General features: G+C 72.5%; 21 protein-coding genes and 1 pseudogene. 14 read left to right on the top strand and 8 right to left on the bottom strand.

From position 1 onward, the window contains the following. Nucleotides 1-24 precede the first annotated feature (24 nt). The 3 genes from ACIOGZ_RS09400 to ACIOGZ_RS09390 are packed head-to-tail and all read left to right on the top strand — an operon-like array spanning nt 25 to nt 3,727. The gene (locus ACIOGZ_RS09400) at nt 25-1,890 is read left to right on the top strand and encodes a substrate-binding domain-containing protein (RefSeq protein WP_363581520.1); all 1,866 of its coding nucleotides are present in this window, start codon (nt 25-27) and stop codon (nt 1,888-1,890) included. After that, nucleotides 1,887-2,798, top strand: a complete 912-nt coding sequence (locus ACIOGZ_RS09395) for a class E sortase (protein ID WP_400985461.1) — start codon at nt 1,887-1,889, stop codon at nt 2,796-2,798. Before ACIOGZ_RS09400 ends, ACIOGZ_RS09395 begins: the two co-directional genes overlap by 4 nt. Before the next feature lie 38 nt (nt 2,799-2,836). Further along, nucleotides 2,837-3,727 (top strand): phosphate ABC transporter ATP-binding protein, encoded by an 891-nt coding sequence (locus tag ACIOGZ_RS09390; RefSeq protein WP_400985460.1) that lies wholly within the window; start codon nt 2,837-2,839, stop codon nt 3,725-3,727. Nucleotides 3,728-3,759: 32 nt separating this feature from the next. Here ACIOGZ_RS09390 and ACIOGZ_RS09385 read toward each other — a convergent pair whose 3' ends face one another. Continuing rightward, nucleotides 3,760-4,605 carry an HAD family hydrolase gene (locus ACIOGZ_RS09385; protein WP_363581514.1) on the bottom strand — a complete coding sequence of 282 codons (846 nt, stop codon included), beginning with the start codon at nt 4,603-4,605 and terminating at the stop codon, nt 3,760-3,762. A 199-nt stretch (nt 4,606-4,804) separates the two neighbouring features. Here ACIOGZ_RS09385 and ACIOGZ_RS09380 point away from each other — a divergent pair, with 199 nt between their 5' ends. The 3 genes from ACIOGZ_RS09380 to ACIOGZ_RS09370 all read left to right on the top strand — a co-directional run bounded on the left by ACIOGZ_RS09380 (nt 4,805) and on the right by ACIOGZ_RS09370 (nt 7,807). After that, on the top strand, nt 4,805-5,029 hold the full coding sequence (locus ACIOGZ_RS09380) for a hypothetical protein (protein WP_400985459.1): 225 nt from the start codon (nt 4,805-4,807) through the stop codon (nt 5,027-5,029). A gap of 286 nt (nt 5,030-5,315) precedes the next feature. Next, the gene (locus ACIOGZ_RS09375) at nt 5,316-6,785 is read left to right on the top strand and encodes a phenylacetate--CoA ligase family protein (protein WP_400804428.1); all 1,470 of its coding nucleotides are present in this window, start codon (nt 5,316-5,318) and stop codon (nt 6,783-6,785) included. Continuing rightward, a complete protein-coding gene (locus ACIOGZ_RS09370; protein ID WP_363581508.1) occupies nt 6,782-7,807 on the top strand; it encodes a hypothetical protein in 1,026 nt (341 codons plus the stop codon). The genes ACIOGZ_RS09375 and ACIOGZ_RS09370 overlap by 4 nt, the downstream gene beginning before the upstream one ends. Before the next feature lie 70 nt (nt 7,808-7,877). Here the strand turns inward: ACIOGZ_RS09370 and ACIOGZ_RS09365 are convergent, their stop codons facing one another. Both ACIOGZ_RS09365 and ACIOGZ_RS09360 read right to left on the bottom strand, forming a co-directional pair. Beyond that, entirely contained in the window at nt 7,878-9,128 is a 1,251-nt protein-coding gene (locus ACIOGZ_RS09365; protein WP_363581506.1) for a hypothetical protein, read from the bottom strand. A 427-nt stretch (nt 9,129-9,555) separates the two neighbouring features. Beyond that, nucleotides 9,556-10,443 (bottom strand): LLM class flavin-dependent oxidoreductase, encoded by an 888-nt coding sequence (locus ACIOGZ_RS09360; protein WP_400985457.1) that lies wholly within the window; start codon nt 10,441-10,443, stop codon nt 9,556-9,558. 86 nt (nt 10,444-10,529) lie between these two features. On the opposite strand from ACIOGZ_RS09360, the gene ACIOGZ_RS09355 reads away from it, so the two are divergent. Genes ACIOGZ_RS09355 through ACIOGZ_RS09340 form a run of 4 tightly spaced genes read left to right on the top strand, consistent with a single transcriptional unit; the run spans nt 10,530 to nt 12,283 of the window. Beyond that, the gene (locus tag ACIOGZ_RS09355) at nt 10,530-10,841 is read left to right on the top strand and encodes a hypothetical protein (protein WP_363581502.1); all 312 of its coding nucleotides are present in this window, start codon (nt 10,530-10,532) and stop codon (nt 10,839-10,841) included. A gap of 52 nt (nt 10,842-10,893) precedes the next feature. Continuing rightward, nucleotides 10,894-11,142 carry a hypothetical protein gene (locus ACIOGZ_RS09350; RefSeq protein ID WP_400985455.1) on the top strand — a complete coding sequence of 83 codons (249 nt, stop codon included), beginning with the start codon at nt 10,894-10,896 and terminating at the stop codon, nt 11,140-11,142. A gap of 35 nt (nt 11,143-11,177) precedes the next feature. Then, nucleotides 11,178-11,825: a DUF433 domain-containing protein gene (locus ACIOGZ_RS09345; protein WP_400985453.1), complete on the top strand. Its 648-nt coding sequence runs from the start codon at nt 11,178-11,180 to the stop codon at nt 11,823-11,825. Next, on the top strand, nt 11,822-12,283 hold the full coding sequence (locus ACIOGZ_RS09340; protein ID WP_363581496.1) for a DUF5615 family PIN-like protein: 462 nt from the start codon (nt 11,822-11,824) through the stop codon (nt 12,281-12,283). The genes ACIOGZ_RS09345 and ACIOGZ_RS09340 overlap by 4 nt, the downstream gene beginning before the upstream one ends. 76 nt (nt 12,284-12,359) lie before the next feature. On the opposite strand, the pseudogene ACIOGZ_RS09335 reads toward ACIOGZ_RS09340, so the two are convergent. After that, nucleotides 12,360-12,563 (bottom strand): annotated as a pseudogene (locus ACIOGZ_RS09335) (LLM class flavin-dependent oxidoreductase); the annotation flags it as partial. A 313-nt stretch (nt 12,564-12,876) separates the two neighbouring features. On the opposite strand from ACIOGZ_RS09335, the gene ACIOGZ_RS09330 reads away from it, so the two are divergent. The 4 genes from ACIOGZ_RS09330 to ACIOGZ_RS09315 all read left to right on the top strand — a co-directional run bounded on the left by ACIOGZ_RS09330 (nt 12,877) and on the right by ACIOGZ_RS09315 (nt 16,483). After that, entirely contained in the window at nt 12,877-13,839 is a 963-nt protein-coding gene (locus ACIOGZ_RS09330) for an ABC transporter ATP-binding protein (protein WP_363581494.1), read from the top strand. Then, a complete protein-coding gene (locus ACIOGZ_RS09325; protein ID WP_363581492.1) occupies nt 13,823-14,725 on the top strand; it encodes an ABC-2 transporter permease in 903 nt (300 codons plus the stop codon). Before ACIOGZ_RS09330 ends, ACIOGZ_RS09325 begins: the two co-directional genes overlap by 17 nt. A 26-nt stretch (nt 14,726-14,751) precedes the next feature. Further along, entirely contained in the window at nt 14,752-15,669 is a 918-nt protein-coding gene (locus ACIOGZ_RS09320; protein ID WP_400985451.1) for an ABC transporter ATP-binding protein, read from the top strand. 94 nt (nt 15,670-15,763) lie between these two features. Continuing rightward, entirely contained in the window at nt 15,764-16,483 is a 720-nt protein-coding gene (locus ACIOGZ_RS09315) for an ABC transporter permease (RefSeq protein ID WP_063348377.1), read from the top strand. A 48-nt stretch (nt 16,484-16,531) separates the two neighbouring features. Here ACIOGZ_RS09315 and ACIOGZ_RS09310 read toward each other — a convergent pair whose 3' ends face one another. The 4 genes from ACIOGZ_RS09310 to serS all read right to left on the bottom strand — a co-directional run bounded on the left by ACIOGZ_RS09310 (nt 16,532) and on the right by serS (nt 20,948). Further along, nucleotides 16,532-17,827, bottom strand: coding sequence for a CynX/NimT family MFS transporter (locus ACIOGZ_RS09310; protein ID WP_400804442.1), 1,296 nt, complete (start codon nt 17,825-17,827; stop codon nt 16,532-16,534). Between the two features lie 66 nt (nt 17,828-17,893). Beyond that, a complete protein-coding gene (locus ACIOGZ_RS09305; RefSeq protein WP_063351236.1) occupies nt 17,894-18,625 on the bottom strand; it encodes a FadR/GntR family transcriptional regulator in 732 nt (243 codons plus the stop codon). Nucleotides 18,626-18,765: 140 nt separating this feature from the next. Next, entirely contained in the window at nt 18,766-19,626 is an 861-nt protein-coding gene (locus tag ACIOGZ_RS09300) for an HAD family hydrolase (protein WP_400985449.1), read from the bottom strand. A gap of 47 nt (nt 19,627-19,673) precedes the next feature. Beyond that, the gene (serS, locus tag ACIOGZ_RS09295; RefSeq protein WP_363581482.1) at nt 19,674-20,948 is read right to left on the bottom strand and encodes a serine--tRNA ligase; all 1,275 of its coding nucleotides are present in this window, start codon (nt 20,946-20,948) and stop codon (nt 19,674-19,676) included. Between the last annotated feature and the right edge of the window lie 111 nt (nt 20,949-21,059).

Here is a 21,059-nt window from a genome sequence, read left to right as displayed (position 1 = left end):
ACCCTCCGTCCCAGAGGAGTCCCCATGTCGTGGGAGGCTGCCGGCCGCCCCGTGGCCCGCGCGCTCGCCCTGCTGATGTCCCTGTTGCTGCTCGCGGCCGCGCCGATGCTGGGGCCGGGCTCCCGGGCCTTCGCGGCGAGCGTCGCGCTGAGCGCGGACGGGTCCAGCTGGGCCGGTCCGGCCATCGACCAGTGGCGCCAGGACGTCGGGTCGCAGGGCATCCAGATCAGCTTCAACCCGGTCGGCTCGGCGGCCGGCCGCAACTCCTGGACCCTCGGGCAGAACGACTTCACCGCCTCCGACGTGCCGTTCCGCACCACGCCCGACGCCGGCGTGAACGACGCGGGCCGCCGCAACGGCCAGGGCAGCGCGGAGCAGCCGACCTACGGCTTCTCGTACGTGCCGATCACCGCCGGCGGCACCACCTTCATGTACAACCTGGTGGTCGGCGGCAAGCAGGTCCGCGACCTGCGGCTCTCGCCGCAGACCGTCGTCGACATCTTCACCAACAAGATCACCAACTGGAACGACCCGAAGATCACCGCCGACTACGGCAAGACGCTGCCCAACCTGCCGATCACCCCGGTGGTCCGCTCGGACGGCTCCGGCGCCACCGCGCAGTTCACCCGCTGGATGGAGCACACCCACAAGGACCAGTGGGACGCGTACTGCTCCTCCGTCAACGGCGTCTCCTGCGGTGACTACACCGAGTTCTTCCCGCCGTCCGGCCGGATGGTCGCCCAGAACGGCTCGGACGTCGTCGCCGGCTACATCAAGGCCTCCTCCGGCCTCGGCACCATCGGCTACGACGAGTACGCCTTCGCCAAGCGCAGCAACTGGCCGGTCGTGAAGGTGCTCAACCAGGCCGGCTACTACTCGCTGCCGACCGCCTCCAACGTCGCCGTGGCGCTCACCGCGGCGAAGATCCGCGGCGTCGACGACAACACCCCGGTGTCCGACCCGAACTACCTGCAGCAGAACCTCGACGGCGTCTACACCATGGACGACCCGCGCTCCTACCCGATCTCCAGCTACAGCTACGTGATCGTGCCGCGCTCCGGGGCCGCGCTGCCCCCGCCGCCCCGCTTCAACAACGACAAGGGCAGTGCCCTCAGCCGCTTCCTCGCCTACGTGCTGTGCGAGGGCCAGGGCGAGGCGGACGGCCTCGGCTACTCGCCGATCCCGCGCGGCCTGGTCAAGGGCGGCCTGCTGCAGACCAGGAGCATCCCCGGCAACGCCAGCCCGGTCGACCCGGACACCCTGTCCAACTGCGCCAACCCGACCTTCAACTCCACCGGTGAGCTGACCGTCCTCAAGAACGCGCCGCAGCCCAGCCCCTGCGACAAGCAGGGCGCTCCGCTGGACTGCACCGTGCAGGGCGGCCAGGCGGTCAAGACCGGCTCGGGCGCCGGCGGTTCCAGCAGCGGCGGCAGTGGCGGCGGCGCGGCCGGCGGTACCGGTGGCGGCGGCGGTACGGGTGGCACGGGCGGCGGCAGCGGCGGCGGCACGGGCCGGACCGGCAGCGGAACGAGCGGTGGTGCGGCCGGCGGCGCCGGCGGCACGGGCGGTGGCGCCGCGGGCACCGGCGGCACCGGGGACGGCGCCGCGGCGGCCGACGGCGCGGCCGGCACGGACCCGAACGCGGACGGCGCCGCACCGGGCGACCCGGGCACCGAGGACGTGGTCGACCCGCAGACCGGCCAGGTGGTCGCCCGCGGCCGCGGCGGCAGCACCGAGGTCGCGGCGAACGTGGTCGAGGTGGCCGGCAAGCCCGAGGACTGGACGCTGAGCACGCTCACCGCCCTCGAACTGCTCGCCGTGGTGCTCGTCCCGCCGCTGCTCGGCCGACGGCTGCTGCGCCGGCGCAAGTCCTCGGACGGCGCCTCGTGACCGCCCCGGTGCTGGAGAAGCCGGCCGCCCCCGCGCGGCCGGCCACGCCCGCGGGCCCGCCCGCCGCGACCCCCGCGACCGGGCCCGCCGCCGCCCCCGCGCGGCGCCGCCTCCTCCAGGGCGCCCGGGTGGCCAGCCTGCTGGCCGCGCTGGTGCTGGGCTTCGTCGGCTACCTGTTCACGCTCTCGCACGTCCAGGAACGGCACTTCCAGTCCACCGCGTACAAGACCTTCCGGGACCAGCTCGCCCGGGCCGTCGCCCCCACCGGGGCCGCCGCCGACGGCGCCCCGGTGGCCCTGCTGGACATCCCGGCGATCGGCCTGCACCAGGCCGTCGTGGTCGAGGGCACCACCGGCCGGGACCTCATGCGCGGGCCCGGCCACCGCCGGGACACCGCCCTGCCCGGCCAGGGCGGCGTCGCGGTGCTGTTCGGCCGCGGCGCCACCTTCGGCGCGCCCTTCGCCGAACTGTCCGGGCTCCGGGTCGGCGACAAGATCGAGGCCACCACCGGGCAGGGCAAGTTCACCTACACCGTCAACGTGTACGGCGACGGCGACCACCCGATCACCGACCCGGCCCGCAACCGGCTCGTCCTGGTCACCGGGGACTCGGACTGGATCCCCGGCTCGACCGTGATGGTCGGCGCCCGGCTGGACGGCGACCCCGAGCAGAACCCCGGCGGCCGGCCCAGGACCGTCCCGTACGACAAGGCGCTGGCCGCCGACAAGGGCGCGCTGGCCACGCTGCAGCTGTGGTCGCTCGGGCTGCTGGGCGCGGTGCTCGGCGCGCTCCTGCTGGCCCGGTACTGGCGGGCCTCGGCGGCCTACCTGAGCCTCGCGCCGGTGCTCGGCGCGCTGCTCTGGGCGGTCTACGAGAACGCCGCGGCCCTGCTGCCCAACCTCTACTGAAGCGCGCCCGGAAGGCCGTACCGATGACGGATGCACCGATGACCGACACCCCGACCACCGGCCTGGGCACGGCGGACGCCCCGGCGACCGACCCGGCCGCCGACACCCTCACCCTCCCGCCGCTGCCGCCGGCCCCGCACCCGGGCAGCGAGCCGCTGGCCGGGCTGGAGACCAGGGAGGTCTCCGCGTGGTTCGGCGCCCGCAAGGTGCTGGAGCGGGTCTCGCTGGCGATGCCGGCCGGCGAGGTCACCGCGCTGATCGGCCCGTCCGGCTGCGGCAAGTCCACCTACCTGCGGATCCTCAACCGGATGCACGAGATGGTGCGCGGCGCCGCGCTCGCCGGCGAGGTGCTGCTGGAGGGCGACGACGTCTACCGTCCCGGCCGGCGCCCCGCCGAGGTGCGGCGCCGGATCGGCATGGTGTTCCAGCGGCCCAACCCGTTCCCGGCGATGTCCATCCAGGACAACGTCGCCAGCGGCCTGAAGCTGGCCGGGATCAAGGTCTCCAAGGAGGAGCGCCGGGACCTGGTGGAGACCAGCCTGCGCCGCGCCGGGCTCTGGGACGAGGTCTCCACCCGGCTGCACACCCCGGGCGGCGCGCTCTCCGGCGGGCAGCAGCAACGCCTGTGCATCGCACGGTCGTTGGCGGTCTCGCCGGACATCCTGCTGATGGACGAGCCGTGCTCCGCGCTCGACCCGACCTCCACCCGGAGGGTCGAGGAGACCATCGCCGAACTGCGCGGGCGGCTCACCATCGTGATCGTCACCCACAACATGCAGCAGGCCCAGCGCGTCTCGCAGACCTGCGCCTTCTTCCTGGCCACCCACGACACCCCGGGCCGGATCGTGGAGGCCGGGCCGACCGCTCAGGTCTTCGGCAACCCGCGCGACCAGCGGACCTCCGACTACGTGAACGGCCGCTTCGGCTAGGTCCTGTTGTCCAGGGCCCGGGCGGCACGCCTTCAGGGGAGCCGCAGCAGCTCCTCCAGCACCGCCGCGACGCCGTCCTGCTCGTTGCTCACGGTGTGCAGCGGCACCGCCGCCAGCACCTGCGGGTGCGCGTTGGCGACGGCGTACGCGGTGCCGGCCCAGTCCAGCATCTCCAGGTCGTTCGGCATGTCGCCGAAGGCCACCACCTCGCTCCGGTCGATCCCGTGCCCGGCGCACCAACGGGCCAGCGTGCTGGCCTTGGTGACGCCGGGCGCGCTGATCTCCAGCAGCGGGATCGGCGCCGAGCGGGTGATCTCGGCCAGGTGCCCGGCCGCCTCCCGGGCCCGGGTGAGGAACGCGTCCGGGTCGAGGTCGGGGTGCTTGGCCAGCAGCTTGAACAGGCCCCGGACCGGCCCGCCGGCGCCCAGCAGCTTCTCCGCCGGGCCGACCGCGTGCTCCAGGTCGTCGCCCCACATCGGCACCGCGTACTCGGGCTCGCGGGCCCACCCGTCCGGGTACTCGAAGGCGAACGCGGTGCCGGGCAGCTTGGCGCGCAGCACCTCGACCACCGCCAGGGTGGTCTCCACCGGCAGCGGGAACGACTCCAGCAGCTCGCCGCGCCGCACGTCCACCACCGCGCCGCCGTTCGAGCAGATCGCCACCCCGTGGCCGCCGATGTGCGCGCTCACCTGCTGCATCCAGCGCGGCGGACGCCCGGTGACGAACACCACCTGCACCCCGGCCGCCTCCGCGGCCGCCAGGGCCGCGGCGGTGCGTTCGCTGACGGTGCCGCCGGCGCACAGCAGGGTGCCGTCCAGGTCGGTGGCGATGAGGCGGGGGGCGGTACGGGCTTCGGTCACCGGTCCATCTTCGCCCATCGGTGCCGCACCGGTCACCGGCGAGGACGGACCTCGTCGCGGACCCGCAGGACGGCGCCGCCGACCCGCCGGACCTGTGGCTTTCGGCCCCCTTTCGGCCCCCGAGGCTCCGTTTCCGGCCTATTCGCCCGCCGGCCGGGGTGTCCCCGGGGCGCGACGGGCAGGAGTGTGCACGGCCACCCCGTCGGCAGGAAGAGCCATGCCCACTCGCCAGCTCCGAGACGAGCCTCCCCCGACCATCCCGCCCGCCGCCTCCCCGGACGCCTCCCCGGACGCCTCCCCGGACGTCTCCTCGGGCGCTTCCCCGGACGCCTCCCGCGAGCCGGTCCTGCTCGGCGACGTCCTCTTCCACACCCTCGCCGAGATCGCCCGCCGCGCCCCCGAGCCCCGCCTCCCGGCCCAGCGCACCCGCCCGCACCCGTAGCTGCGGCACCGCCCGTTCGGGGCAAGGAATTTGATGCCGTCTCACCCCTGGTCGAGGCTTGTTCGATTCCCTAAACTGCACTCCCCACCCGCCGGCACCGGAGCACGTCATCGGGGCGTGCTCGGCCGCGCCGGCCAGCCCCACCAGGAGGTCTTGACATGGTCAAGCACTACTTCAAGTACGCCCTGAGCACCCTCACCGCCGCCATGTTCGCGCACATGGCCTGACCGAGTCGTCCCGGCCTGGGCCGGGGTGAGCATCCCCGGCCCAGGTTCCAGGAGGTCTCGTGTTCGGCACTGCGGTGAGTCAACTCCGGTACGGCGCATCGATCCTGCTCAACCGCAGGATCCGCCCCAAGGACCTCGGGCGGATCGCCGACGACATGGTCCGCACGCTCGCCGAGTTCGGCGAACCGGGCGCGGACTCGGCGCTGCTGCCGGGGCAGGCCGGTCAGGTCGACCCGGAGGTGCGGCGCACGGTCACCCGGCGGAGCCTGCGGGCCACCGCGCGCGCCGCCGTCCGCCACACGGCCTACTACCGGCGGACCTTCGACGACCTCGAGATCGACCCCGAGACGCTCGACACGGAGACCTGGTCGCGGGTGCCCGTCACCCCGAAGGCGGCCCTGCGCGGCCTGCCCGCCGCGTTCGTCTCCGCCGCCGCCACGCCCGCCCTGATGGCGCTGACCACCGGCACCAGCGGCACCCCGACCGCGGTCTGGTACTCCCGGGCCGAGTTGGAGACCACGATCGCCCTCAGCACCATCTCGGCGGCCCTGACCCTTGGGCTGCGCCCCCGGCACACCGTGGCCTACGCGGGCTGCTCCAGGGCCACCCTGCCACTGGTCGTCGCCGAGGAGTCCACCACCCGGGTCGGCGCCTCGTTCGTCCAGTTCGGGACGATCGACCCCGCGCTCGCCCTGGAACGCCTCGCCGCACCGCTCGGCCTGCCCGGCAAGGCCCCGCAGATCACCCACCTCACCGCCTCCGCGTCGTACCTCTCCGCGCTCGTGCAGGAGGCCGAACAGGGCGGGTGGCGGTCCGCGGACTTCGGGCTGGAGAGCATCGGGGTGGGCGGCGAGGTGCTGTCGGCCCCCCTGCGGGAGCGGGCCGAAGCGGCGTTCGGGGCACCGTTGTCCACGTCCTACCTGATGACGGAGACGCTCCCCTCGGGCGGCACGCCGTGCTCCCAGGGGCATCTGCACCACACCACCGAGTTCGGGCACCTGGAGGTGCTCGACCCGCAGACCTGGGAGCCGACCGCGCCGGGGGAGGTCGGGATGCTGGTGCACACCCCCTTCGTGCCCTACCGGGAGTGCACCCTGCTGCTGCGGTACGCCACCGGCGACCTGGTCCGGCTGCCCGTCGGCGGGACGGGGTGCGAGTGGGCGCACCTGCCGGCCACGTCCGCCGTCCTGGGCCGCTGGTCGGGGCCGCTCAGCGCCTCCGTGCCGACCAGGGACGTCCTCGACCTGGTCGAGGGGGAGCCGGACGTGCCGCTGCCGGCCAGGTACACGCTGACCGAGGAGCCGGACGGCGGTGCGCTGCTGCACCTCCTGGTCCGGGCGCTGCCCGCGGCGACACTGCGCCGCAGGCTGGAGGAGCGGGCGTCGGCGGCGGGGCTGCCGCTGGCCGGCATCGTGCTCCACGACGACCGGTCGAAACTGCCGCCGTCCAGTCCGGTCCGCGCGGACCTGCGGGAACACACCTTCGAGTCGGCCCGTCCGGTCGGCGTCCGGGCCGGGAGCGGCGCATGAACGCGATCCCCCTCATCGCCCTGAGCTGCTGCGTGGCCCTGCTGATGGCCGCGGCCGGGGGGTACCTGGTCCGCGTGCGGATGCCCAGGCCTCCGGTGGGCGTCTACACCTCCGGCGACATCGCCGTCCTGTGCGTCGGCGTCGTGCTGGCCCCGCTGCTCTACCTCGAGCTGCCGGGCGTGGTCGTCTCGGCGCTGTTCGGCCTGGTGCTCTGCCTGGCGGTGCAGTTCACCCTGGCGCCGGTCTGCTCCGGCCGCTGGGCCTGGGGCCTCGCGCTCGTGGCCGCCGGAGCCACGGCGGCGTGCAGCGGCCACCCCGTCGCGGTGCGCGCCTGCACCGACGTGATGCTCGCCGTCGCGGTGGTGGGCGTGGCCAACCTGTGGACGCAGAGCGGAATGCGATCGGCGCACGCGGCCGGCCTGGCCGCCGTCCTGTCCTGCTACGACCTGGTCGCGACCACCCTGACGCAGGTCACCGCGAACTTCGTCACCCAGGTCCAGGGAAGGCCGTTCGCCCCGATGCTCGTCCTGACGGGCGGCAGCCCGCCGGTCGCCGTGGGCCTCGGCGACCTGCTGCTCCTCGTGCTGTTCCCCCTGGTCGCCGCCAAGGCGTTCGGGCGGACGGCCGCGTTGCTGGCGGCGGTCGTCGGAGTGGTCGTGACCAGCGCGGTCAGCGCGCTGTTCGCCCTGGGCGCGCTGACGGCGGGCTTCCCCCTGCTGACCGTGCTCGGCCCCCTGATCGTGGTGCAGCACGTGGTGTGGTCGCGCCGGCTGGGCGGCGAGCGGACGACGGCCCGCTGGCGCGCCGGCACCGCGTCGCCGGCCCCACGCCCCGACCGCCTCCAGCCGGACCACGCCGTGACGTCGGCCCTGTCCCTCACCCCGCCCACCGGGCTGGCACCGGGCACCTGGATCGCGATCGCCGACGGCCGGATCCTCGGCACCGGCAACTCCCCCGGCCTCGCCCGCCGCGACGCCCGCCAGCGCGGCACGGCCACCCTCCCCGTCGTGCGCCAGCTCTGACCGGGCGTCGGCCTTCTGACGGCGGCGGCCACGGCGGCCACGGCGGCCACGGCGTTCTCGGCGTTCGTGGCTAGGGGCGATGGGGTTGGCCCGGCACGCGCCGTGCGCTGGTGAACCGCTGCCGTCGCCCGCCGGCCGCCAGTTCGCCGAGGCGCTCGCCGACGACGGAGACGCCGGGCCGGGGCTCCTGCGCGTAGTACCAGGGCTTGCGTCGGCGCAACAGTTCCTCGCCGTGCTCGCTCCAGGCGAACCCGGGTTTCCGCAGCAGCTTCCGGAACACCGAGTCGGCGGTCTCCGGGTGGGCGGCGGCCAGTCGCCGGATCGGCAGTGGCGTGATCGACTGCTCGCGCAGGTACGTGCGCAGCAGGTCCTGGTGCGGTTTGCGACCCGTGAGGGAGGGGTCGGCGAAGAGCTCCCGCAACAGCCCGTAGTCCGCGTAGAAGTTGAGCCCGTCGACCTCGTCGTAGATGACTCCGATGGTGTCCGCGTCCGCAAGGTCCCGCGGCAGCTCGAAAGCCGGAAAGTCGAGGCCCGGGAGCCGCCTGCCCCGGGCGCGGTCGGGACGCCCGGCGGCGGTGTCCTCCTGCCGGTGCCGGTAGTAGGCGTTGAGCCGTTCCTCGGTTTCGGCGGGCGGAAGGACCAGTTCGTCGCCGCCGAAGAACTCGACGAACGCGTCCCGGTCCGCCCGCATCGACTCCCATCCCTGCTCGATCTTCTCGGGGTTGCGGAAGACCAGTTCGGGGTGGCTGGTGGCCAGTTGGAGTGCGGCCCGGGCGATCTCGGTGGCGCTGGACCTGGGGTAGAACGACATCGCCCCGGAGATCAGCCACGTCCCGTCGGCCGAGAAGACCGGCACCAGGCAGGCGTGGAGGAACCCTCCCTTCGTCACTCCCCGGAAAGCAGCCCGTCCGGCGTTCGAGTACGTGCGGTACTCCAGGTCGTCGATCAGGTTCAGCAGGACGAGGGCATCCCCGTCCTTGCGGCGGATCTCGAAGATCCCCTCGACCGGGTCCCGCCAGCCGAGCAGCATCTCCCGGTCGATCCCGTCCAGGTCCCGCCGCCCACCGACGAACCGGTCCACCACCGTCGAACCGTCCGGCAGGCGGAAGCGCAGGATGAAGTGGTCGGTGATCCGGACCGCCTCACCCTCGTCCAGCAGCCGTTCGGGCCCGGCCGCCTCCAGCAGCAGGGGAGTCAACCACCGGTCGAAGCGCGCACTCTGCGCGAAGGCGACCAGCTCCCCCTTCAACTCGGCACAGCGCTCGATCAGGTCGGTGAGCGAGCGCTCGCCGTGATCCGCGCCTCGAACGGCGATCGCCATGTCCTGCTCTCCCCACAAGCCGGTTCCGAAGTAGTGATGTGCGAGTTGCTCGGCTCTCGCCGTGGGCATCGACGGTGGCCCTCATCCAGCACGGCCAAAAGCTCGGCCCGCCCGGCCCGCTGCACCCATGGCGCCACGGTAGCGGTCGTGAGGGCGCCGTCGCCGAGGGTCGCTCGAAACCTCACCTGCCGGAGTGAACACGCAGGGTCGACGGCACGCGTCTGGGTACCGTGATCCCGGCAACAAGAAGGCCGACCGAGTGGGCCGAGCCGGGCGTCGGCGCGACGCCCGACGGAACGGAGTTCGTGGTCACCCAGGGCCGAGACGGCTGAGCGTCGCCGCTAGTCCGCCAACGGCCCGTCGGCCGCCGGCGGACTGGTTGCTTCGCGTGGGTCGGCGGCGCGAACCACGGGAAGCGAATCCTTGATCAGGCCAGCTGGGCGAGGCCCTCGGTGGCGATCCTCTCGAAGACGGCGAGGTCGTTCTCGAAGATCGAGTCCGGGACGGGCCAGTGGATCACCAACTCGGTGATGCCCAGGTCGCGGTAGGTGCCGGCCCAGTCCACGAAGGCGTCCAGCGACTGCAGAGGCTTCTCGGCGGTCGAGCCCTGGAGCAGCACCTTCTCCAGCTCGCCGGCGTCCCGGCCCCGTGCCTCGCAGGCGGCCGTCAGCTTCGCGATCTGCGCGGCGATCACGCCGGGCGCCTGCTCGACCGGCACGTCCGCGGGGCCCTTCGGGTCGCCGTACGTCACCCAGCCCTGCCCGTACTCGGCCGCCAGCCGCAGCCCGCGCGGCCCGGTCGCGGCGACGTAGAACGGCACCCGGGGGGTCTGCACGCAGCCGGGGACGTTCCGCGCCTCGACCGCCGAGTAGTACGTGCCCTCGCGCGTCGTGGCGTCGGTGCGCAGCAGCTCGTCCAGCAGCGGCAGGAACTCGCCGAAGCGGTCCGCCCGCTCCTTCGGCGACCACGCCTCCTGCCCCATCGCCGTCGCGTCGAAGCCGGTACCGCCGGCGCCGATGCCCAGTGTGACCCGCCCGCCGGACACGTCGTCCAGCGTGATCAGCTCCTTCGCCAGTGTCACGGGGTGGCGGAAGTTCGGCGATGTCACGAGCGTCCCGAGCCGCAGGCGCTCGGTCGCGGTGGCCGCCGCGGTCAGTGTCGGGATCGATCCGAACCACGGCTCGTCGCGGAGCGACCGCCACGACAGGTGGTCATAGGTGTACGCGGCATGGAACCCGAGCTCCTCGGCCCGCCGCCAGATCTTCTGCCCCTCGCTCCACCGGTGGATGGGGAGGATCACGGTACTCAAGCGCATGCCCTCGACCCTACGCGTGTGCTCCGGCAGGTGAGGTTGCGAGCAACCCGCAGTGACGACACATGCGTAGCCGCTAGCGTAGTGCCATGGGTGCATTGGGCAGGACCGAGCTTGAGGCCATGATCGATGAGGCCACCGTCGACGCCTACGGCGAGGACGAGCAGCTGACCGGTCTGTTCACCATGCTGGAGGAGAACCTCGCGGTGCCGTTCGGCACGACGGTTCTCGGAGTGGAGGTGACTGTGCGCGGCGTCGACCTCACTCAGGATGGCCGGATCGTCGCACTGTGCTTTCGCGGCCGTGTTCGACAGGAGATCGGGATCCTGGAGCTGCCGATGCCGACACCTGCCCCGGACGGCGCCGAGTGGATCGAGGCTTACCGCCACTGGACCGGCTGACGCCAAGCAGCTCACACATCACTTCGGAACTCACCTGCAGAGAAAGCAGGACATGGCGATCGCCGTTCGGGATACGGATCACGGCGAGTGCTCGCTCACCGATCTCATCGAGCGCAGTGCCGAGTTGAAGGGGGAGTCGGTCGCCTTCGCGCAGAGCGCGCGCTTCGATCGGTGGTTGACTCCCGCCCTTCTGGAGGCGGCGGGCCCTGAGCGGCGGCTGGACGAGGGCGCGGCGCCTCTCGGTGGCCTCATCCGGGTGAAATGCTGGCGAGCCCGATGCCCGTACGGGACGATGAAGTAGCGTCGGATTGTCGTCTGGAGCCAAGGAGGTGCCGCATGTCGTACGAGCCCAAACTGGCTGCCGCGTTGTCCGGTGCGACTCTGCGGCAGCTGTCGCACTGGCGGCGGGCCACCGGCGAGCGCGGCGCTGTCCTGGTGCCGGAGATCTCGACGTCTCGTCCGATCCTCTACTCCTTTCGCGACGTGGTCGCTCTCCGAGTCTGTGTCCGTCTTCGCGAGGAGGCATCCCTCCAGAAGATCAGGCGGGCGCTGAGCACGTTGCGCGAGGGCCTCGACGAAGGGGAACACCTCTTGGCCTACCGGCTGGTCGCGGGCGGTGACACGATCTACCTGGCAGACCCGGACCACGCAGTGGACCTTGTGCGGAGCAAGGGCAATGTCGTCATTCACGACATGGTGGACGTGCTTGCGCCTTTCTACCGTGGTGGTCGGCGAATCCCGGACCTCCTTGAACCCCGGCCGCACGTGTCTATTGACCCTGCTGTGCGAGGCGGCGAGCCGGTCGTCGAGGGGACACGTATCCCGGCGACAGAGGTTGCTGCTCTCCTACGGGACGGCGTGCCACCTGAGCAGATCGGCGACTACTACCCGGGCGTCACAGCAGAGGCAGCGCGCGACGCAGCGGACTTCGCCGACTATGTCGACAGTTACGAGGATGCGGAAATCCGGCAGGCAGCGTCTTGAAGCTGCTGCTCGACGAGAATGTGCCGCTTCCCATGGCACGGATCGTGCGGCTGCTCCTGAAGCACCACGTTGTCGAGCACGTGGCCGAACTCAGCGGGTGGGCGGGAACCAGGGACGTCGACCTCTATGCGCGTGCGGCAGCGGACGGCTTTCAGATCGTTGTCACGAATGACACGAAGCAACTGAGCCGTCCACTCGAGGTAGTCGCCATCGCCGAGTCGGGCCTGCATCGCATCGAGTACCGCCAGAATCACAAGCACGGCGGGTTGGTGGGTCTCGGTGCAGCTATCGCCACCGTGTGCGCCGGCCTGCCCCATGCCTTGGCTGAACTCGACCAGGCAGACAGTCAGCGCCTGATCTCGCTGAATGCGGTCGACCCGTCCCAGCAGAGCCGCTTGCGGATCGTGGATCCTGCCAGCGCCCCGCCCAAGTTCTGGCCCGCCGACTCACAGGGGTAGTGGCATCAGGGGCTGAACCAGCGGAACATCGCAGGTCAGCGTGTGATGCATGAAGAAGGATTGACTGATGTCACGGCGTCCCGAGCCGCAGGCGCTCGGTCGCGGTGGCCGCCGCGGTCAGTGTCGGGATCGATCCGAACCACGGCTCGTCGCGGAACGACCGCCACGACAGGTGGTCATAGGTGTACGCGGCATGGAACCCGAGCTCCTCGGCCCGCCGCCAGATCTTCTGCCCCTCGCTCCACCGGTGGATGGGGAGGATCACGGTACTCAGTCGCATGGTGTCGACCCTATGGGTCGGAACGGCCGCGTGGTCTTCGCGTCTCCCGGCCGGGTCGTCGAGGGCCGTCGACCCGGAGAGCATCGGAAGCGGCCGGTACCGCGGGCACGGCGACTCCGGTGGCGTTTCCGAGGCGGACCTCGCGCCGGATTCCCCGTTGCCGGCCTCGCACGGGCGACGAGGACGTCCTGACCCTGAGGGGGAGGTGCTCCGCCCCTTAGGGGAGATCCTCCGCGGCGTCATACCGCAGCAGCAGACGGGCTCGTCATTCCAGCTCATAGCCCTTGGCGCGTAGGCCCGTTACGTTGAGCAGGTGTCCACTGCTGTCATCAAGACGGACGGCCTCACCAAGAGGTTCCCCCGGGTCACCGCCCTCGACCAGCTCACCGTCGAGGTGCGGCCCGGGGTGGTCGGGCTGGTCGGGGCCAACGGGGCGGGCAAGTCCACCCTCATCAAGATCCTGCTCGGCCTCGCCCCGGCGACGTCCGGCCGCGGCGAGGTCCTCGGCCTGGACGTCGCCACCCGGGGCCCGGAGATCCGCGAACGGGTCGGCTACATGCCCGAACACGACTGCCTGCCACCCGACGTGTCGGCGACCGAGTTCGTGGTGCACATGGCGCGGATGGCGGGGCTGCCGGCCACCGCCGCCCGCGAGCGCACCGCGGACACCCTGCGGCACGTCGGCCTGTACGAGGAGCGGTACCGGCCGATGGGCGGGTACTCGACCGGCATGAAGCAGCGGGTCAAGCTCGCCCAGGCGCTGGTGCACGACCCGAAGCTGGTGCTGCTGGACGAGCCGACCAACGGCCTCGACCCGGCCGGCCGGGACGAGATGCTGGGCCTGATCCGCCGGGTGCACACCGACTTCGGGATCTCGGTGCTGGTCACCACCCACCTGCTCGGCGAGCTGGAGCGCACCTGCGACCACCTGGTCGTGATCGACGGCGGCAAGCTGCTGCGCTCCTCCTCCACCGCCTCCTTCACCGAGGCGACGGCCGTCCTGGCGGTCGAGGTGACGGACCACCCGCAGGACGCCGTCCCGGAGCCGGGCGACGCCGTCCGCGAACGGCTGGCCGCCGCCGGGCTGTCCGTCCAGCCGGAGGGCTCGCACCTGCTGCTGGTCCGGCTGGCCGGCGACGACACCTACGACACCATCCGCGACACCGTCGCCGGCCTGGGTCTCGGCCTGGTCCGGCTGGAGCAGCGCCGCCACCGGGTCGCCGAACTCTTCACCGACGAGAACAGGGGAGGGACGGACGATGTCGCTGCCTCCTGACACCAGGTCCGCCGACACCGGCGTCATCCACGACATCGGCTACCGCGGCTACACCGGGCCCCGGCTCGGCCGGGCCTACGCCACCCGCTCGCTGTTCACCCAGAGCCTGCGCGCCGCGTACGGGCTCGGGCGCTCCGGCAAGTCCAAGGTGCTGCCGATGCTGGTGCTCGGCGTGGTCACGATGCCGGCCGTGGTCATGGTGGCGATCGCGCTCGCCACCAGCGCGAAGGAGCTGCCGCTGGACTACCCGCGGTACCTGTCCTCGTTCGTGCTGGTCGTGTCGATCTTCCTGGCCTCGCAGGCGCCGGTGCTGTTCTCCCGGGATCTCCGGCACCACACCGTCCCGCTGTACTTCTCCCGCCCGATCACCCGCGCCGACTACGTCCGGGCCAAGTTCGCCGCCATGGTCAGCGCCCAGTTCCTGCTGATGGCGGCGCCGTTGCTGGTCCTCTACATCGGGGCGCTGCTCGGCGGGCTGGACTTCGGGCACAACACCGGGCACTTCCTGTCCGGCCTGGTCGCCGCCCTGCTGTACTCCCTGGTGCCGACCTCGGTGGCGCTGGTGGTCGCCGCCGCGACCCCGCGCCGCGGCTTCGGGGTGGCCGGGATCATGGGCTACCTGGCGATCAGCACGGCCGTGGTGGCGATCCTGACCCGGATCGGCACCGCCACCGAGCTCACCGTCCCGGACTCCGCCCAGTGGATCGCGCTGCTGTCGCCGAACGACCTGGTGGAGAGCCTGACCAACCAGCTCTTCGACGTCGGCGGGATGGACGGCCGGATGCACGCGCCCGGCGGGCTCGGCGTGGTCGTCTTCACCGCCGCCGTCCTCGCGATGGTGTCCGGCTCGTACGGGCTGCTGCTGCGCCGCTACCGCAGCGTCTGATGAACCGAGGAGTTTGAGAGGGCGTCATGGCCACCATCACCATCGACAAGGTCTCCCGCTGGTTCGGGAACGTGGTCGCCGTCAACGACATCAGTATGACGATCGGCCCAGGCATCACCGGCCTGCTCGGTCCGAACGGCGCGGGCAAGTCGACCCTCATCCACATGATGAGCGGCTTCCTCTCGCCCTCCAGCGGGGCGGTCACCCTGGACGGCGCGCCGATCTGGCGCAACCAGCAGGTGTACCGGCAGATCGGCCTGGTCCCGGAGCGGGAGTCGATGTACGACTACCTGACCGGCTGGGAGTTCGTGCTCGCCAACGCCGAACTGCACGGTCTCGCCGACCCGGGCGCCGCCGCCCGGCGCGCCCTGGACCTGGTGGAGATGGCCTACGCCAAGGACCGCCGCACCGGGACGTACTCAAAGGGCATGAAGCAGCGGGTCAAGATGGCCTCCGCGCTGGTCCACGACCCGGCCGTGCTGCTGCTCGACGAGCCGTTCAACGGCATGGACCCGCGCCAGCGGCTCCAGCTGATGGAGCTGCTGCGCCGGTTCGGCGCGGACGGCCGGACGGTGCTGTTCTCCTCCCACATCCTGGAGGAGGTCGAGCAACTGGCCCGGCACATCGAGGTCGTGGTGGCCGGCCGGCACGCCGCCTCGGGCGACTTCCGGAAGATCCGCCGGCTGATGACCGACCGGCCGCACCGCTACCTGGTCCGCTCCAGCGACGACCGCCGGCTGGCCGCCGCGCTGATCGCCGACGGCTCCACGACCGGTGTCGAGGTGGACGCGCGGGAACGGGCGCTGCGGATCGAGGCGGTGAACTTCCAGGGCTTCACCACCCTGCTGCCCCGGGTCGCCCGGGAGGCGGACATCCGGCTGTACACCGTCTCGCCGGCGGACGAGTCGCTGGAGAGCGTCTTCGCCTACCTGGTGTCCGCGTGAGGCCCGGCGTCCGCGTGAGGCCCGGCGTCCGCGTGAGGCCCGGCGTCCGAGCCACCGAACTCCCGTACCGGACCCAGGAAAGGGCCGACCGACCATGAACCCGACCGTCGCCAGGCTGACCCTGCGCGGCCTGCTGGGCCGCCGCCGCGGCCTCCTGCTGCTGGTGGTCCCCGCCCTGCTGCTGGTCATCTCGGCCGTCGCGAGCGGCACCGCCAGCGGGAACGAGCACGACCTCACCGTCAAGATCCTCGGGCAGCTCGGCCTCGGCACCCTGGTGCCGATCCTCGGCCTGGTCGTCGGCACCGGCGTGATCGCCACCGAGATCGACGACGGCTCGATCGTCTACCTGCTGGCCAAGCCGCTGCCGCGGTGGAAGATCGTCACCACCAAGCTGGTCGTCGCGATCGGCACCACCTGGGTGTTCGCCGCCCTCCCGACGCTGCTCTGCGGCCTGCTGCTGATCGGCACCAGGGACGGCATCGCGCTCGGCTACACCGTGGCCGTGCTGGTCGCCGGGGCGGCGTACAGCGCGCTGTTCCTGCTGCTCGGCGTGGTCACCCGGCACGCGGTGGTGGCCGGACTGGGGTACGCGCTGGTCTGGGAGTCGCTGATCGGCAACTTCGTGTCGGGCGCCCGGACGCTGAGCGTCCAGCAGTGGGGCCGGTCGGTGGCCGAGGCGGTCGCCGGGGACGCCGCGATCGGCGCCGACGTCTCGCTCGGGGTGGCCGTCCCGCTGCTGCTGGCGGTCACCGTGGCGGCGACGGTGCTGGCCTCGGTGAAGCTGGCCGGACTGACCCTGGCCGCCGAGGAGTAGCCGGACGGGGCCGACCCGGGGCAGTCGGGGTCGGCCCGAGCGGAGGTGCTAGCCGAGCGTCCGGTTGCGGCCCGCGCCCCAGCCGGCCGCGCCGACCACGGTGGCCAGCACCAGCATCAGCACCAGGGTGGCCGTCCAGCCGCCGGTGAGCTGGTGCAGCGCGCCGGCGCCGACCGGGCCCGCCGCCGCGACCAGGTAGCCGACCGCCTGCGACATCCCGCCCAGCTGGGCGGCGCCGGCCGCGCTGCCGGTGCGCAGCACGATGAAGGCCAGGCCCAGGCCCAGCGAACCGCCCTGGGCGACGCCCAGGATGGTCGCCGACACCCAGGCGCCGGACACCGGCGCGATCAGCAGCAGGGCGATGCCGAGGCCGTTCAGCCCGGCCATGACCACCGCCAGCCCGCGCTGGCGGGTCATCCGGCCGGCCAGCAGCGGCACCAGGAAGGCGCCCGCGACCTGCACCAGGTTGGAGAAGGCGAAGACCAGACCGGCCTCGCCGCGGTCCATGCCGTGGTCGGCCAGGATGGTCGGCATCCAGGCGACCAGGGTGTACACCAGCAGCGACGAGATGCCCATGAAGAGGCTGATCTGCCAGGCCATCGGCGAGCGCCAGATGCCCTCGATCGGCTTCTCGGCCACACGACCGGCCACACGACCGGCCGCAGGACCGGCAGGGGCCGCTGCCCCGGACGCCGCCGCCCCGGACGCCGCCGCCCGCTCCTGCCGGGAGCGCAGCACCTGCGGCAGCCAGGCCACCGCGGCGATCAGCGCGAGCAGCGACCAGGTGCCCAGCGAGGCCTGCCAGCCGCCGCCGAGGGCGTGCTCCAGCGGCACCGACAGACCGGCCGCCAGGGTCGCGCCGACCAGCATGGTGGTCGAGTAGACGCCGGTCATCGCCGCCGCCCGGTCCGGGAACTCCCGCTTCACCAGGCCCGGCATCGACACGTTCAGCACCGCGATGGCCACGCCGATCACCACGCAGCCCGCGTACAGCGCCGCCACCGAGGGCAGCACCCGCAGCAGCACGCCCGCGCCCAGCACCAGGACCGCGCCCAGCACCACCCGTTCGGTGCCGAACCGCCGGGTCAGCCGGGGCGTGAGCGGGGCGCCGACGCCCTGGAACAGCACCGGCACGGTGGTGATCAGTCCGCTCGCGGTGGCGGAGAGTCCGAAGGTCCGCTGGATCTCGCCGACCATCGGCGACACCGCCGCCAGGCAGGCGCGCATGTTCAGCGCGACCAGCAGGATGCCGGTCAGCAGCAGCGCGGGGTGGGCCAGCCGGGTGCGGACGGGAAGCGGGAGGGACGTGGTGGCAACCGGCTGCTGGGCACGGGTGACGGCCATGGGTGTGCTGTTCTTTCGTGAATGTGCGAGAGGGCGCGGAGGACGGAAGGGAGGCGGGTGCCTACGTCACTTCCGGGCCGCGATGGCCGCGAGGAGCTGCTCGACGGCCGCGGTCGGCTCGGCGAGCAGCGCACGACACGCGGCCTCGGCACGGTCCGGGTCGCCGCTCTCGATCGCGTCGACCAGCGCCGCGTGGGTGGCCACGGCCACCTCGGGCATGTCGTGGTCGCCGAAGGCCGAGGTCATCGACTCGCGCACGGAGGCACCGAAGTAGCGGTAGACCTCGGTGAGCGCCGGGTTGTGCGCGGCCTCGACGATGGCGGTGTGGAACTCCAGGTCGTGCTCGACGGTGGCCTCGCGGTCGGTCCGCTCGGCGTGCGAGGCGATCACCTCGGCCTCGCGGGCCAGCGCGGCCCGCATCCGCTCGACGTCCTCGCGGGTGTGCCGCAGCGCGGCCAGTCGGGCGGCCTCGGTCTCCAGCGCGGCCCGGACCTCCAGGACGTCCCGGATGCCCGAGCGCTGGACGCCGCGCAGGACGGCGGCCGGGTCGCTGGTGGAGCGGACGAACGTCCCCTCGCCCTGGCGGGAGACCAGCATGCCGGCGTGCACCAGCACCCGGATCGCCTCCCGGACGGTGTTCCGGCCGACCTGGAGCCGCTCGGCGAGTTCGTGCTCGGTGGGGATCTGCGATCCCACCGGCCAGACGCCGCCGGCCAGTTGTTCGCGCAGCTGGTCGATCGCGGTGTCCACCAGGGAGCGCCGTCCGGCCGCCTGGAGGCTGTTGCCGTCGTTGGTCATGCCGGTACTCCCTTCGTTGTCGGTCACCGCGCCGCTGGTCAACGCCGGTCATCGGTCATCCTACAACCGCTTGCCCGGTCATCCTACAACTGGAGGTGAACCCCCGCCGAACACTACGGCGAGGTCGGGAGGAGGAGGGCCTAGACGCCCGGGTAGAGCTGTTCCAGGACGACGGCGACGCCGTCCTCGTCGTTGCTCGCGGTGACCTCGTCGGCGACGGCGAGCAGTTCCTCGTGGGCGTTGGCCATCGCCACGCCGCGGGCCGCCCAGCCGAACATCGGCACGTCGTTGGGCATGTCGCCGAAGGCGATGGTGTCGGCCCCGCGGACGCCCAGGCGGCGGGCGGCGACGGCCAGCCCGGTGGCCTTGGACAGGCCCAGCGGCAGCAGTTCGACCACTCCGGCGCCGGCCATCACGACGCCGACCAGGTCCCCGGCGACGCGGCGGGCGGCCTCGGCGAGCGCGTCGTCGGTCAGGCCGGGGTGCTGGATGTAGAGCTTGCTCACCGGGGCGTCGAGCAGCTGGTCGCGGTCGACCCGGACGACCGGGAGGTCGGAGCCGATCAGCAGCTCGTAGCCGGGGCCGGCCAGCACCTGGCCGTCCAGGCCGTCCTGGTTGGCGGCGACGGCCAGCGGGCCGGTCTCGGCCTCGATCTTGGCGATGGCGAGCCCGGCGAGCCGGCGGTCCAGGGTGAGGGAGGTGAGCAGCCGGTGCGCGCCGGCGTCGTACACCTGGGCGCCCTGGCCGCAGACGGCTATCCCGGTGTAGCCGATCTCGTCGAAGACCGGGCGGGCCCAGGCGGCGGAGCGGCCGGTGACGACGATGTGCAGCGCGCCCGCGCCGGTGGCCGTGGCCAGGGCGGCGCGGGTGCGCTCGGAGACGGTTTCCGTGCTGGTCAGCAGGGTGCCGTCGAGGTCGGTGGCGACCAGCCGGTAGGGCAGGTCGCCACCGCTCGGGCGCTCACCGTTGGGGGAGACGGGGCTGGGGCTGGTGGTGCTCATGGGCCGTACGTCTCCCGGGAGTTGCGGGTGGTGCGGGTGGCGCGGTGCTACTTGACCGGTTCGAGGACGGTCCGCCCGCCGAGGAACGGCCGCAGTGCCTCGGGCACGACCACCGAGCCGTCGGCCTGCTGGTGGTTCTCCAGGATCGCCACGATGGTGCGCGGGACGGCGACCAGGGTGCCGTTCAGGGTGGCCAGCGGGCGGGTCTTGCCCTCCTCGCGCATCCGGATGGCGAGCCGGCGGGCCTGGTACTCGGTGGTGTTGGAGGTCGAGGTGACCTCGCGGTACTTGCCCTGGGTCGGGATCCAGGCCTCGATGTCGAACTTGCGCGCGGCCGAGGCGCCGAGGTCGCCGGAGGCGACGTCGATCACCCGGTAGGGCAGCTCCAGCGCGTTGAGGAAGTCCTTCTCCCACTGGAGCAGGCGGCGGTGCTCGTTCTCGGCGTCCTCGGGAGTGGTGTAGACGAACATCTCCACCTTCTCGAACTGGTGGACGCGGATGATGCCGCGGGTGTCCTTGCCGTAGGTGCCGGCCTCGCGGCGGAAGCAGGACGAGTAGCCGGCGTAGCGCAGCGGCAGCTTCTCGGCGTCGAGGATCTCGTCCATGTGGTACGCGGCGAGCGGGACCTCGCTGGTGCCGACCAGGTACCGGTCGTCCTCGGCGAGGTGGTACACGTTCTCGGCGGCCTGGCCGAGGAAGCCGGTGCCGTCCATGGCGGCGGGCCGGACCAGGGTCGGGGTGATCATCGGGATGAAGCCGGCCGCGGTGGCCTGGGCGATGGCCATGTTGACCAGGGCGAGCTCCAGCAGCGCGCCGACGCCGGTCAGGTAGTAGGAGCGGGCGCCGGCGACCTTGGCACCGCGCTCGGTGTCGATCGCGCCCAGGATCTGGCCGAGCTCGACGTGGTCGCGCGGCTCGAAGCCCTCGGCGGCGAAGTCGCGCGGGGTGCCGATCTCCTCCAGGGTGACGAAGTCCTCCTCGCCGCCGACCGGGGCGGCCGGGTCGATGAGGTTCGCCAGCGAGCGGAGCAGGCGATCGGCCTCCTCCTTGGCCGCGCCCTGCTCGGCGTCCGCGGCCTTGACCTCGGCGGCCAGCTCCTTGGTGCGCTGCAGCAGGGCGGCCTTCTCCTCGCCCTTGGCCTGGGCGACCTGCTTGCCGAGCGTCCGCTGCTCGCTGCGCAGTTCGTCGAAGCGACTGCCCGAGGACCGGCGCCGTTCGTCGGCGGAGAGGAGGGCGTCGACCAGGTCGACGTCCTCGCCACGGACGCGCTGCGAGGCGCGCACTCGGTCAGGGTCCTCACGAAGCAGGCGAAGGTCAATCACAGGCCCAAGCGTACCGGGCGGAGGCTCATCCACCGGTACGGGTTTTCCCCTGGGGATAACCGCCCGGATCCTGTGGATAACTTCTGTGGGGAACGGGCGGGGCCGGGGTTA

The organism is Kitasatospora sp. NPDC088160 (assembly GCF_044741445.1).
Lineage (GTDB): Bacteria > Actinomycetota > Actinomycetes > Streptomycetales > Streptomycetaceae > Kitasatospora.
This window is presented reverse-complemented; position numbering and strand designations above follow the sequence as displayed.